Genomic DNA, 12,804 nt, shown 5'->3' with positions numbered 1-12,804 from the left:
CATGTCGTCCGCTGACCTGTTCGCCCCGCTGACCTTCGCCCATGGCCCGGCGATGAAGAACCGCCTGATGCTGGCGCCGCTGACCAACACCCAGAGCCACGCCGACGGCCGGCTGTCGGATGAGGAATTCAAGTGGCTGACCATGCGGGCCGAGGGCGGCTTCGGCCTGACCATGACCTGCGCGGCCCACGTCCAGCGTATTGGCCAGGGCTTCCCCGGCCAGCTCGGCATCTGGTCCGATGACCATCTCGAGGGCCTGACGCGTCTGGCCGCGGCGATCAAGGCAAACGACAGCCTGGCCGTAGTCCAGATCCACCATGCAGGCATGCGCTCGCCGGCCGACCTGATCGGCGAGGCGCCGGTCTGTCCGTCGGACAACGACGAATTCAAGGCCCGCGCCCTTACCGGCGCCGAGGTCGAGCAGCTGCGCGATGACTTTATCGCGGCTGCCGTCAGGGCAAAGAAGGCCGGTTTCGACGGCGTCGAGGTGCACGGCGCCCATGGCTATGTGCTCAGCCAGTTCCTCTCGCCCGAGGTCAACCAGCGCACCGACAAGTGGGGCGGCAGCCCTGAAAACCGCGCCCGGTTGGTCGTCGAGATCCTCATGGCCATCCGCGCGCAATGCGGCGATGACTTCCAGGTCGGCCTGCGCCTGTCGCCGGAGCGGTTCGGCATCGTGCTGGCCGAGTGCCGCGATCTGGCCCAGCGGCTGATGACCGAAGGCCTGATCGACTATCTCGACATGTCGCTTTGGGACGTGCGGAAAAAGCCGATGGACGAGGCCTTCGCGGGCCAGAGCCTGATCAGCGTCTTCACCGGCCTCGATCGCGGCGCGGTGCGCCTGGGCGTCGCCGGCAAGGTCATGTCGAACGCGGACGCCGAATGGTGCCTCGAAGAGGGGTGCGACTTCGTCCTGATCGGCCGTGGCGCCATCCTGCACCATGACTGGCCGAAGCTGGCCGCCGCCGTCCCCGGCTTCACGCCGATCGCGCTGCCGGTCACGCGCGCCCATCTCGCGGCCGAGGGCCTGAGCGGGAAGTTCATCACCTACATGAGCGCCTGGAAGGGGTTCGTGGCCGAGGACGAGTCCGTTCCGGCGTGAATGCTGTCGACCGGAGCCTTGGTCGGTCGGGTCCCAGGATGGCGTAGAGCCGCTATTCCGGCCGCCCGGGCCGATCGAGCCGCTCGGTAAGCGTCAGCATATCCGCCCAGGCCTTCTTCTTCGCCGCCGGCTGGCGCAGCAGGAAGGCGGGATGCAGGGTCGGCAGAGCCGGCAGCACCGTTCCGTCCTCACCATGCCATTCGAACCATCGACCGTGCAGCGACAGGATACCCTCGTCCCGTTTGAGCACCGACTTGGCCGACGCCCCGCCGGCCAGCAGCAGCATCCTGGGCTGCACCAGCTGGATCGCCCGGTACAGGAACGGCGCACAGACGGCCTGTTCGGCGAGCGTCGGAGTCCGGTTGCCCGGCGGACGCCAGAAGACCGTGTTGGTGATGAACACCCGACCCTCGAGGCCGGCAGCCTGCAGCATCCGGTCGAGCAGTTGGCCGGCCTTGCCCACGAAGGGCTCGCCACGCGCGTCCTCTTCACCGCCCGGACCTTCGCCGATCACCATCACCGGCCCCTCGGGGTTGCCGCGCGAGAAGACCGCCTGTTTCGCCCCCTCGAATTTCAGGCCGCATCCGTCAATGGCGGCGATGGCGGCGGCCAGGGCGTCGAGCGTGTCGGCTTCCGCCGCGCGGGCCCGGGCTTCGGCGACCGCGGCGCTGACATCCACGGCGGGCTTTGGACCTCCCGCCGGGGTCGCGGACTGGATCGGGCGAGGCGGCGTCGCCTTCGCCTTCAGCCGCGCCGCGCCCTCGGCCAGCCGGTCGACAGGCTCGTCCGCATAGCAGGTATCCACGCCGGCCTCGGCCCAGAAGGCGAGGGCGCTTTCCACGGCTCTGGTGTGGGGACTGCTCACGGGTTGATCTAACCCCGCGACGGGGCGCAGGGCGAGTCTCGACTGTCCGATGAGGGACGATTGGGGACCTGGACGCCTTTCCCGCTTGACCGCCCCTGCGTCGCCTTCGAATAAGGCACTGATACGCGAGGGGAACCAGACCATGACCGAAGCCGTCGAACGCGAGTCCATGGAGTACGATGTCGTCATCGTCGGCGGTGGTCCCGCCGGTCTTTCGGCGGCCATCCGGCTCAAGCAGCTGGCGGAGGCCGCAGGAACCGAGGTTTCGGTCGCGGTGCTGGAAAAGGGCTCCGAGGTCGGCGCGCACATCCTCTCCGGCGCGGTGCTGGACCCCAAGGCTCTGGCCGAACTGTTTCCCGACTGGAAGGCGCTGGGCGCGCCGCTAGAGACGCCGGTCACCCACGACAAGTTTCTGATCCTCGGTCCGCAGGGCGAGCTCAGCCTGCCGATGTTCGCGCTGCCGCCGTTCATGCACAACGAGGGCTGCTACATCGGTTCGCTGGCCAACGTCTGCCGCTGGCTGGGCGGACAGGCCGAAGCGCTCGGCGTCGAGATCTATCCCGGCTTCGCGGCCTCGGACCTGGTGTTCCGCGAGGACGGCTCGGTGAAGGGTGTCATCGTCGGCGTCGTCGGCATCGCCAAGGACGGCCACCACAAGGACAGCTACGAGCCGGGCATGGAGCTGCACGGCAAGTATGTGTTCATCGGCGAAGGCGTGCGCGGCTCGCTGGCCAAGCAGCTGGAAGCGAAGTTCGACCTGCGCGCCGGCAAGCAGCCGCAGAAGTTCGGTATCGGCATCAAGGAGCTCTGGCAGGTGCCGGACGCCAACTTCCGGCCGGGCCTGGCGCAGCACACGACCGGCTGGCCGCTGGACAACAACACCGGTGGCGGCAGCTTCATGTACCACTTCGGGGACAACTACGTGACCATCGGGTACGTGGTGCACCTGAACTACAAGAACCCTTGGCTGTCGCCGTTCGACGAGTTCCAGCAGTTCAAGCATCATCCGTCGGTGAAGCCCTACCTCGAAGGCGGCAAGCGCATCGCCTACGGCGCGCGCGCCATTACCGAGGGCGGCTGGCAATCGATCCCGAAACTGACCTTCCCGGGCGGCGTGCTGATCGGCTGCTCCGCCGGTTTCGTGAACGTGCCGCGCATCAAGGGCAGCCACAACGCCATGAAGACCGGCATGCTGGCCGCTGAGGAGGCCTTCAAGGCCCTGCAAGCCGGCCGCGAAGGCGATGAGCTGACCAGCTACACCGAGGCCTTCGAGAAGAGCTGGGTGGCGAAAGAGCTGAAAATCGTCCGCAACGCCAAGCCGCTGCTCAGCAAGCTCGGGACGTTCCTCGGCGGGGCGGTCGGCATGTTCGACATGTGGGTCAACCACCTGACGGGCGGCTTCTCGTTCTTCGGCACGCTGAAGCACGGCAAGACCGACGCCGCCTCCACGGGGCTCGCCAAGGACTATCCGCAGCTCAAGTATCCCAAGCCCGACGGCGTGATCAGCTTCGACAAGCTGAGCTCGGTGTTCCTGTCGGCGACAAACCACGAGGAAGACCAGCCTGCGCACCTGACGCTCCGGGACCCCTCCGTGCCGATCAACGTCAACCTGCCGCTCTATGGCGAACCGGCCCGGCTCTACTGCCCGGCGGGGGTCTATGAGGTGCTGTACGACGAGGCGGGGAACAATCCGAAGTTCCAGATCAACGCCCAGAACTGCGTCCACTGCAAAACCTGCGACATCAAGGATCCGTCGCAGAACATCGTCTGGACGACCCCGGAAGGCGGCGGCGGCCCGAACTATCCGAACATGTAGTCACGCGCGACGAGCGAGGCGCCTTGCGGGCGCCGCAGTTTGCGGCAAGGTGAGGCGCATGAAAGCACGCCTCGTCCTGCCCGCAATCGTTCCGCTTGTCCTGCTGGCCGCCTGCGCCACAACAGGCGCCCCGGCGTCGTCCGCCGGTCTGAGGCCGGCCCAGGATGTCGCGTTCAGCGACGCTCGACCGGGGTCGGCCTATGGCCTTTATCTCGCGGGCCAGGCGGCGATGAACGACGATGACGCCGTGGTCGCGTCGCAGTACTTCGCCCAGGCCGGACAGACAGGCCTGGATGCCACCTACTTCCGCGAACAGGCCTTTATCGCCGCCCTGATGGCCGGCGAAATTCCTCGCGCGGCCCAGCTGTCGCCGGCGGAGGAAGGCACGCGCCCTGTCATTCTGCGTCTCGGCGCCTTGAGCAAGGTCGTCGCCGGCATCGGCGAGGGCGACGGCAATACGGCTGTCGAGGTGCTCGCCAGCGGCGCGGTCAACGTGCCGCACCGTCCGGCCGCGGCTCTGCTGGCGCCGTTCGCCGCCGCCGTCGCCGGCGACAAGGTCGCGGCCCTGGCCCGGCCGGAGCTGCGCGGCGATCGTCTGGTCGAGGTCTTCGGTCAGCTGGGTCAGGCCCAGCTGTTCGAACGGGCCAAGCGTTATGATGAGGCCGAAACCGACTACATGGCGCTGGTCGGCATCAATGGCGCCGAGGCCCTTTTCGCCCCTGACTACGGCGCCTTCCTCGAACGCCGGGGGCGTTGGGCCGACGCTGTTGCGCTGTACGACCGGATTCTGGCGACGGCTCCGAAGGATCTGACGCTTCAGGCAGCCCGGGCGCGCGCCGCGACCCGGAAGGGCGCGCCGCCGTTGCCGACGCTTCGTCAGGGCGCTGCGCGAGGCATGGTCGCCCAGGCCGCCCAGATGCTCAGCGATCGTCAGTACGAAATGGCCGTCGCCTACTTCCGCATGGCGCTCTATCTGGATCCCAGCCGCGATGAGGCGCGCGTCCTGATGGGAGACGGCATGGCCGCCACCAAGGATGTCGAAGGCGCCCGCACCGCCTATGCCGACGTCAAGGCGACCTCCCCCCAGTACAGCGTCGCGCGCGCCAAACTGGCCTGGACCTATCAGCAGTCGAAACAGGGCGAGATGGCGCTCAAGCTGGCGAAGGAAGGCTATGACGCCGCGCCCGGCGATGACGAGGCGGCGGTCACCTACGCGGACCTGCTGCGCGCCAATGACAGGAATGCCGAGGCGGTCAAAGTCATCAGCGAGGTCATCGCGAGGGCCGGCGCCAATCCGGACTGGCGGCTGCTCTACATGCGCGGCGTGGCCCTGCAGTTGACCGACCGCTGGCCGGAGGCCGAGCGCGACCTGAAGGTCGCCCTGGCGAGCCAGCCGAACGAACCGGAACTGCTGAACTTTCTCGGCTACAGCTGGATCGACCGTGGTGAAAACCTGGCCGAGGCGCTCGACATGGTGAAACGCGCGGTCGCGGCGAATCCCCGGTCGGGCCCGATCGTGGACTCACTCGGATGGGCCTATTACCGCCTGGGTGACTACCGCAACGCCGTGGAGCAGCTGGAAGCGGCCGTGCTGCTGGAGCCGGCCGACGCGGAGATCAACAACCACCTGGGCGACGCCTACTGGCGTGTTGGCCGCCGGCTTGAGGCGGAATTCCAGTGGAAACGGGCCCTCGCTCTGGACCCTCCCGCGAAGATCAAGGCGGAAGCCGAGGCCAAGCTGAAGTCCGGACTGGGCCCCGCCGCGCCGGCCGCGGCGCCGGTGACGGCGGCGAACCCCTAGATCCGCTCATCCCCGCGAAGGCGGGGACCCAGGCTTTTTTCTGGAACGACGGCGGCGTTGATCGTTAAAACATCTGGGTCCCCGCCTTCGCGGGGATGAGCGGAGAATTTTGTGGCCCTGTCAGCCTTCGCGCCGGCCAAGGTGAACCTGTTCCTGCATGTCGGGCAGGTCGGTTCGGACGGCTACCACCCGCTGTCCAGCCTGATGGTCTTCGCGGACGTCGGCGACACCCTGTCAATCCAGCCCGCCGAGGCGCCCGCGTTCGAGGTCACCGGACCGTTTGCAGGACTGATTGAGGACGGTCCTGCCAATCTCGTGGTCCAGGCGGCGCGCGCGCTGTTCGAGCACATCAAGGGCCCCCAGCCGCCTTTCCGGCTGATTCTCGACAAGCAGTTGCCGGTGGCCGCGGGTCTCGGCGGCGGTTCGGCGGACGCCGGGGCCACGCTGCGGCTGCTGCGGTCGGCGCTCGAACTGCCGGTGCAGGACGAGATGCTGACCGCCATTGCGGGCCGACTGGGCGCTGACGGGCCGGTCTGCCTTTGGGGCAGGGCGGCGATGACGTCCGGCCGCGGCGACCGCCTCGCGCCGCCGCCGGGTCTGCCGGAGCTCAACGCGGTGCTGGTCAATCCGGGCGTCCCGTCCTCGACGGCGGGCGTCTATCGCGCCTTCGACGCGGCGGGCTTCATGGGCGACGCCGGCGCGCCGTCCCTGCCGCCGGCCTTCGAGAGCGCCGAGGAAACGGCCGCCTTCATGGCCTGGTGCCGCAATGATCTGGAAGCCCCGGCGGTCAGCCTCGAGCCGGCCATAGGCCAGGTGCTGGAGACCCTGCGCGGCGAGCCGGAGACGCTGCTGGCCCGCATGAGCGGTTCGGGCGCGACCTGCTTCGCCCTGTGCGCCGACGACATCCAGGCCGAGGGGTTGGCCGAACGCCTTGAGCAGATGCGCCCCGACTGGTGGGTGCGGCGGTGCAGGCTTTCATGAATCCTTCTCCCGGAGGGATAAGGTGGCCTGCGGAGCAGGTCGGATGAGGGATCAGGAACGGTTCAGGCAAGTCTGTCGGCTCCGTAACCCCTCACCCTCCCGTCGCTCCGCGCCGGGCCCCTCCCTCTCCCTCGGGGAGAGGGAACAAAAAGAAAGGGCGCGGACCCTTTCGGATCCGCGCCCCGGTACGCTGAACTGTCGTGACGACTAGCTGTGGTAGGCCCTTTCGCCATGTTCGGAGATGTCGAGGCCTTCCTCTTCCGTCTCCGGAGCGACGCGCAGACCGGTGATCAGCTTGATCACGGTGAAGACGATCGTCGAACCGATGCCGGACACCAGGATCGTGGTGACCACCGCGATCAGCTGGGCTTTCATCTGGGCGCCCAGCGCATAGACGGCCGTGTCACAGGTCGACAGGTCGCCGTCGAGGCCGCAGGTCGTGTAGTCCACGATGCCCGCGCCGCCCCAGGCCGGATTGACCAGCAGACCGGTGGCCAGGGCGCCGACGATGCCGCCGACCGCGTGGATGCCGAAGGCGTCCAGGCTGTCGTCGTACTTCAGGGCGTTCTTGATCACCGAGCAGAAGAACACGCAGATCGGGCTGACGATCAGGCCCAGCAGCAGCGCGCCCATCGGGCCGGCGAAGCCGGAGGCCGGGGTGACGGCCACGAGACCGGCGACCATCCCCGAGGCGAGGCCCAGCATGGAGGCCTTCTTCCGCGTGACCCACTCGACCAGCACCCAGGAGAAGCCCGCCGAGGCGGTCGCCAGGAAGGTGTTGATCATGGCCAGCGAGGCGTAGCTGTTGGCTTCCAGGTTGGAGCCGGCGTTGAAGCCGAACCAGCCCACCCACAGGAGGCCGGCGCCGACCAGCGTCAGCGTCAGGCTGTGCGGAGGCATCGGCTCTTTCTGGTAGCCGCTGCGCTTGCCGAGGAAGATCGCGCCGACCAGGGCCGCGATACCGGCGTTGATGTGAACCACGGTGCCGCCGGCGAAGTCGATGGCGCCCTTGCCCCACAGGAAGCCGGCCTGGATCGCGTCTTTCGGATGCAGGGCGACGGCGTCGGGACCCGACCACCACCAGACCATGTGGGCCATCGGATAGTAGACGACCAGCGGCCACAGGATGGCGAACAGCACGGTGGCGCTGAACTTGATCCGTTCAGCCAGACCGCCCAGCACCAGCGCCGCGGTGATGGCAGCGAAGGTCATCTGGAAGCAGATGAAGGTGTATTCCGGGATCACCACGCCGGTGGAGAAGGTCGCCACGTTCGAGGCCGGCGTCACGCCGCCCAGGAACAGACGACTGAGCCCGCCCACGAACAGGTCGGCCTTGCCGCCATCGGTGAAGGACAGGCTGTAGCCCCACAGCGCCCAGGTGATCATGCCGACCACCGCGACGGTGGAGACCTGCATCAGCATGGACAGCATGTTCTTCTGGCGGACGAGGCCGCCGTAGAACAGGGCCAGGCCCGGGATGATCATCAGCAGCACGAGCAGGCTGGAGACCATCATCCAGGCGTTGTCGCCCTTGTCGACCGTATCGGTGATCGTGGCTTCAGCCGGCGCCGCCGCCGGCGCGGCGGGAGCCGCCTCGGCCGGGGCCGGCGTCGCGGCCGGAGCAGCGGCGGCTACGGGAGCCGCCTCCTGCGCGAAGACCGGAGCCGCCAGCGGCGCCCCGGCCAGAACGGCGACGGCGGTCAGCGCCGCCAGCCGTCCAAGAAAATTCGGTTTCATCGTTGCTATCCCCTTGTCCCGATGATGTTTCAGAGCGCCGCCGAACCGGTTTCACCGGTCCGGATACGCACCGCGTCCTCGACGTTCAGGACGAAGATCTTGCCGTCCCCGATCTTGCCCGTGGCCGCCGCGGCCGTGATGGCCTCGACCGCCTTCGCCGCTGCGGCGTCGTCGACGACCGCTTCGAGCTTCACTTTCGGCACGAAGTTCACCTGGTACTCCGCCCCCCGGTAGATTTCGGTCTGGCCCTTCTGCCGGCCGTAGCCCTTGACTTCGGAGACCGTCAGACCCTCGACGCCTGCGCTGACGAGGGCTTCACGCACCTCGTCGAGCTTGAAGGGTTTGACCACCGCAATGATCAGTTTCATCCGTCTTGCTCCCGCAGTCCGGTTGCCCGGCGTGCGTCCCTGATTTTCCCGTGCGACCGGTCACGCCGCGGCGCCTGTCCGCGATCTGCCGATCCGTCTGCCACGCTAGCGGTGAGGCCCGCCCGGGCGTGTGCGCTGCACAATGAAGAGGGGGGAAAGCGGATATTCGCTCAATGCCTGGGCGGGCGGGGGAGCCGGCGCCCGAAAAATGGGCGCCGCCGGGCGTTGGCGGAGGGGCCCGCCGCCGATGAACGACTTGGCAACCAACCGGACGGTGGCGGCGCTCCGGGTTTCGCCGGACCGCATCACACCGGAAAGGCCGCATGGAACCGGGCCGGGGGTCTGCGCGTAGCCTTTCCGGTCGGGGGACGACGCATCCGCGTTACGACCATGAGGTTTACACGATGTCCCTGATCAGAGTTTTGACCGCGACCGCCCTCTCGACGCTGCTGGCTGGTCCCGCCTTCGCCCAGACACCTCCGGCTCCCCGGCCGCCGGCCGAACCCATGCCGCCCATGTCGGCTCCCATGGCCACGCCCATGCCGCCGATGGCCGATCCGTCGGCGCCGGCCGTCATCCTCCAGAGCTCGCCGACCCCGCCGGAGCAGGCCTGGGCGCTGAAAGCCGGCGATCCCCATGTCGTCACCAACGGCCCCGTGCCGGATACGGCCGAGAACCGGGCGAAGTACGGCCAGCCGATGTCCAACGGCGGCCAGCGCACCAAGCCCGTCGGCAACTAGGCCACGCGCCGGCGCGATGATCCCCGGGAGGGGCTTGTCCCCGCTCATCGCTTGAAGCAGAAGGCGGCGGGCCCTATGGTCCGCCGACTTTTTTGCACCTGCGAAGAGACCATGACGGCCGCCGCCAAACCCAAGTCCTTTCAGGCCCTGATCATGCGGCTGAACCAGTACTGGGGTGACCAGGGCTGTGTGATTCTGCAGCCCCACGACGAACAGGTCGGGGCGGGCACGCTTCATCCGGCCACGGTGCTTCGCGCCCTGGGCCCGAAGCCGTGGAACGCCGCCTATGTGCAGCCCTCGCGACGGCCGGGCGACGGTCGCTACGGCGAGAACCCCAACCGCCTGCAGCACTACTACCAGTACCAGGTCATCCTGAAGCCGAACCCTGCCAACATGCAGGACCTCTATCTGGGCTCCCTGCGCGCCATCGGCCTGGACCTGAAGCTGCACGACATCCGCTTCGTCGAGGACGACTGGGAGAACCCCACGGTCGGGGCCTGGGGCCTCGGCTGGGAAGTCTGGTGCGACGGCATGGAGGTGTCGCAGTACACCTACTTCCAGCAGGTCGGCGGCCTGGACGTGTTCCCGGTGGCCGGCGAGCTGACCTATGGCCTCGAGCGCCTGGCGATGTACGTGTTCGGCGTCGATAACGTCTACGACCTGCCGTACAACGATCCTGACAGCCCGCTGGGCGCGATCAGCTACGGCGACGTGTTCCTCGAGAACGAGCGCCAGCACTCCGAGGCCAACTTCCACGGCTACTCGGTGGAGACGCTGAAGCGCCAGTTCGAGGACATGGAGCGGGAAGTGCCGCTGATGCTGGCCCGCAACTACCAGAACAAGGCGCTGGTCCTGCCCGCCTACGACATGGTCCTCAAGGCCAGCCACCTGTTCAACCTGATGAACGCCCGCGGCGCGATCGCCGTGGCCGAACGCGCCAGCTACATCGGCCGCATCCGCGACCTGTGCAAACTGTGCGCCCAGGCCTGGGTCGATCAGCAGGACGAGGCCGCGTAAGCCGATGCCCCAGCTGCTGCTTGAACTGTTCTCCGAAGAGATCCCCGCGCGCATGCAGGGGAACGCCGCCCGTGACCTGGAGCGGATGGCCCGCGATGGCCTGGCGAAGGCCGGCCTGATCAGCGAGGGCCTCAAGGCCTTCGCCGGCCCGCGGCGCCTGACGCTGGTGGTCGAGGGACTGCCTGTGGCCCAGCCGGACGTGTCCGAGGAGGTCAAGGGCCCGCGCGTCGGCGCGCCCGACCAGGCCATGGACGGCTTCCTGCGCAAGACCGGCCTGACCCGCGAGGCGCTGGTCGAGCGCGACGGCCTGTATTTCGGCCATATCCACAAGTCCGGCCGCCCGACGGCCGAGATCATCGCCGAACTGGTCGAACAGATCGTGCGCGGCTTCGCCTGGCCCAAGTCGATGACCTGGGGCACGGGCAAGCTGCGCTGGGTCCGCCCGCTGCAGCGCATCCTCTGCGTCTTCAACCGCGAGATCGTGCCGCTGGAGATCGAAGGCATCGTCGCCGGCGACCTCAGCGAAGGTCACCGGTTCATGACCGAGACCCGCGTGTTCCGCGCGCGAGACTTCGACGAGTACCACGAGGCCCTGGCCGGCCATTACGTCGTGCTGGACGTCGAGGAGCGCAAGCAGCGCATTCTCGAGGGCGCCCGCACCCTGTGCTTCGCGCGCGGTCTGGAACTGGTCGAGGACGACGGCCTGCTGGAAGAAGTCGCCGGCCTGGCCGAATGGCCGACCCCGATCCTCGGCGACATGGACCCGGCCTTCCTCGACCTGCCGCCCGAGGTGATCCGCACTTCGATGCGCACGCACCAGAAGTACTTCGCCGTCCGCAGGCCGGGCGAGCCGGGGCTGGCCCCCAACTTCCTCGTCGTGGCCAACATCGAGGCAGCCGACGGCGGCCGCGAGATCGCGCTGGGCAACGCCAAGGTGCTGTCCTCGCGTCTGTCGGACGCGCGGTTCTTCTGGTCGGAAGACGTCAAGGCCGGCTTCGAGCCGTGGCTGAAGAAGCTGAACGGCGTGACCTTCCACGCCAAGCTCGGGGCCATGGCCGAGCGGGTGGAGCGCATCGTCGCCCTGGCCCGTGAAATCGCGCCGCTCGTCGGCGCCGATCCGGACAAGGCCGCCGAGGCCGCGCGTCTGGCCAAGGCTGACCTCGCCTCCGAAATGGTCGGCGAGTTCCCCGAACTGCAGGGCGTCATGGGCGGCTACTACGCCCGCGAATTCGGCCTCGACCCGGAGATCGCCGACGCGATCCGCGACCACTACCGCCCGCAGGGCCCAGGAGACGCCGTGCCGACCGCGCCGCTGAGCGTGGCCGTGGCCCTGGCCGACAAGCTGGACACGCTGGTCGGGTTCTTCGCGATCGACGAGAAGCCGACGGGGTCGAAGGACCCCTACGCGCTGCGCCGGGCGGCGCTGGGTGTGATCCGGATCATTCTGGAAAACTCGGTTCGTGAAAGCCTACTTCGACCACTCTCTCGCTCGCGCGCCCGTGCGCTTATTTCGCGGTTGCCGCTGATATCTGAAAACCTCGACCAGCGGACTTTTGCTGAGATTAGGGCTCTTGGCATTGACAGGGCCGTCAAGACTGGGCCGCTGATGGATGAAGCTGCCGCAGAGATCGCAGAGCTTCTTGAGCAACATCGGGTCAAGGGCACTTTCGTCGCAGCTCCAGAAGACCACATCCTCCTCGCCTTCTTCGCCGATCGCCTGAAGGTCCTCCTCCGCGATCAGGGCAAGCGCGGCGACCTCGTCGACGCCGTGTTCGCGCTCGGCGACGACGACCTCGTGCGGATCGTCGCCCGGGTCGAGGCGCTGACCGGCTTCCTCGCCACCGAGGACGGGACCAACCTGCTGCAGGGCTACAAGCGCGCCGCCAACATCCTCAAGGCCGAGGAGAAGAAGGGCCCGCTGCCGACCGGCGAACCGACGCGCGCCGCCGCGCCGGCGGAGGAGGGCGCGCTGTTCGACGCCTTGGCCGTCGCCGGGCCGAAGCTGGACGCGGCGCTCGCCGCCGAGGACTTCACCGGCGCCATGACGGCGCTGGCCGCCCTGCGCGGCCCGGTCGACGCCTTCTTCGACAAGGTGCTGGTCAATTCGGACGTGGCCGCGGAACGCGACAATCGCCTGCGGCTTCTCAAGCTGGTTCAAACCGCCATGGGTCGCGTGGCGGACTTTTCGTTGGTGACGGGGTAGGGAGCGTTGCTGAACCACCCTGCGTCCTTCGAGACGCGATCCTTCGGGATCGCTCCTCAGGATGACGGAAAGGGGGGATCGCAAAATTGTTCGTCAGGGTGAGGAGCGAGCCTCAAGCGAGCGTCTCGAACCCCGCACTGACGGGCTCGATTGAGTGCGTTGAACTGGAATTGA

10 protein-coding genes are annotated in these 12,804 nt (G+C 67.9%); 7 read left to right on the top strand and 3 right to left on the bottom strand.

All coding sequences use genetic code 11. The features are described from left to right. Position 1 precedes the first annotated feature (1 nt). Positions 2–1,102: an NADH:flavin oxidoreductase gene (locus ACODSL_RS09780; RefSeq protein ID WP_488900493.1), complete on the top strand. Its 1,101-nt coding sequence runs from the start codon at positions 2–4 to the stop codon at positions 1,100–1,102. A 52-nt stretch (positions 1,103–1,154) separates the two neighbouring features. Here the strand turns inward: ACODSL_RS09780 and ACODSL_RS09775 are convergent, their stop codons facing one another. Further along, positions 1,155–1,967, bottom strand: coding sequence for a uracil-DNA glycosylase (locus ACODSL_RS09775; RefSeq protein ID WP_488900492.1), 813 nt, complete (start codon positions 1,965–1,967; stop codon positions 1,155–1,157). Positions 1,968–2,109: 142 nt separating this feature from the next. On the opposite strand from ACODSL_RS09775, the gene ACODSL_RS09770 reads away from it, so the two are divergent. From ACODSL_RS09770 to ACODSL_RS09760, 3 genes are all read left to right on the top strand, one after another. After that, positions 2,110–3,783 (top strand): electron transfer flavoprotein-ubiquinone oxidoreductase, encoded by a 1,674-nt coding sequence (locus tag ACODSL_RS09770; protein ID WP_488900491.1) that lies wholly within the window; start codon positions 2,110–2,112, stop codon positions 3,781–3,783. Between the two features lie 58 nt (positions 3,784–3,841). Further along, positions 3,842–5,584 (top strand): tetratricopeptide repeat protein, encoded by a 1,743-nt coding sequence (locus ACODSL_RS09765; protein WP_488900490.1) that lies wholly within the window; start codon positions 3,842–3,844, stop codon positions 5,582–5,584. A 111-nt stretch (positions 5,585–5,695) separates the two neighbouring features. Then, entirely contained in the window at positions 5,696–6,565 is an 870-nt protein-coding gene (locus ACODSL_RS09760) for a 4-(cytidine 5'-diphospho)-2-C-methyl-D-erythritol kinase (protein ID WP_488900489.1), read from the top strand. Between the two features lie 207 nt (positions 6,566–6,772). Here the strand turns inward: ACODSL_RS09760 and ACODSL_RS09755 are convergent, their stop codons facing one another. Together ACODSL_RS09755 and ACODSL_RS09750 are read right to left on the bottom strand one after the other, a co-directional pair. Next, positions 6,773–8,302 (bottom strand): ammonium transporter, encoded by a 1,530-nt coding sequence (locus tag ACODSL_RS09755; protein ID WP_488900488.1) that lies wholly within the window; start codon positions 8,300–8,302, stop codon positions 6,773–6,775. A gap of 29 nt (positions 8,303–8,331) precedes the next feature. Then, complete coding sequence (locus ACODSL_RS09750) at positions 8,332–8,670, bottom strand: P-II family nitrogen regulator (RefSeq protein ID WP_488900487.1); 339 nt, start codon at positions 8,668–8,670, stop codon at positions 8,332–8,334. A 404-nt stretch (positions 8,671–9,074) separates the two neighbouring features. Here ACODSL_RS09750 and ACODSL_RS09745 point away from each other — a divergent pair, with 404 nt between their 5' ends. The 3 genes from ACODSL_RS09745 to glyS all read left to right on the top strand — a co-directional run bounded on the left by ACODSL_RS09745 (position 9,075) and on the right by glyS (position 12,630). Next, positions 9,075–9,410: a hypothetical protein gene (locus tag ACODSL_RS09745; RefSeq protein ID WP_488900486.1), complete on the top strand. Its 336-nt coding sequence runs from the start codon at positions 9,075–9,077 to the stop codon at positions 9,408–9,410. A gap of 111 nt (positions 9,411–9,521) precedes the next feature. Further along, positions 9,522–10,427 (top strand): glycine--tRNA ligase subunit alpha, encoded by a 906-nt coding sequence (locus ACODSL_RS09740; RefSeq protein ID WP_488900485.1) that lies wholly within the window; start codon positions 9,522–9,524, stop codon positions 10,425–10,427. 4 nt (positions 10,428–10,431) lie between these two features. Beyond that, entirely contained in the window at positions 10,432–12,630 is a 2,199-nt protein-coding gene (gene glyS / locus ACODSL_RS09735; protein WP_488900484.1) for a glycine--tRNA ligase subunit beta, read from the top strand. Positions 12,631–12,804 lie beyond the last annotated feature (174 nt).

The organism is Caulobacter sp. FG121 (assembly GCF_057809815.1).
The sequence above is the reverse complement of the archived record's forward strand: the minus strand, read 5'-3'. Positions and strand labels throughout refer to the sequence as shown.

Bases quoted from the DNA above. Each gene is read 5' to 3' on its own strand.
- ACODSL_RS09780 (WP_488900493.1), top strand. From the start codon at position 2: ATGTCGTCCGCTGACCTGTTCGCCCCGCTGACCTTCGCCCATGGCCCG.
- ACODSL_RS09770 (WP_488900491.1), top strand. From the start codon at position 2,110: ATGACCGAAGCCGTCGAACGCGAGTCCATGGAGTACGATGTCGTCATC.
- ACODSL_RS09765 (WP_488900490.1), top strand. From the start codon at position 3,842: ATGAAAGCACGCCTCGTCCTGCCCGCAATCGTTCCGCTTGTCCTGCTG.
- ACODSL_RS09755 (WP_488900488.1), bottom strand. From the start codon at position 8,302: ATGAAACCGAATTTTCTTGGACGGCTGGCGGCGCTGACCGCCGTCGCC.
- ACODSL_RS09750 (WP_488900487.1), bottom strand. From the start codon at position 8,670: ATGAAACTGATCATTGCGGTGGTCAAACCCTTCAAGCTCGACGAGGTG.
- ACODSL_RS09745 (WP_488900486.1), top strand. From the start codon at position 9,075: ATGTCCCTGATCAGAGTTTTGACCGCGACCGCCCTCTCGACGCTGCTG.
- ACODSL_RS09740 (WP_488900485.1), top strand. From the start codon at position 9,522: ATGACGGCCGCCGCCAAACCCAAGTCCTTTCAGGCCCTGATCATGCGG.
- glyS (WP_488900484.1), top strand. From the start codon at position 10,432: ATGCCCCAGCTGCTGCTTGAACTGTTCTCCGAAGAGATCCCCGCGCGC.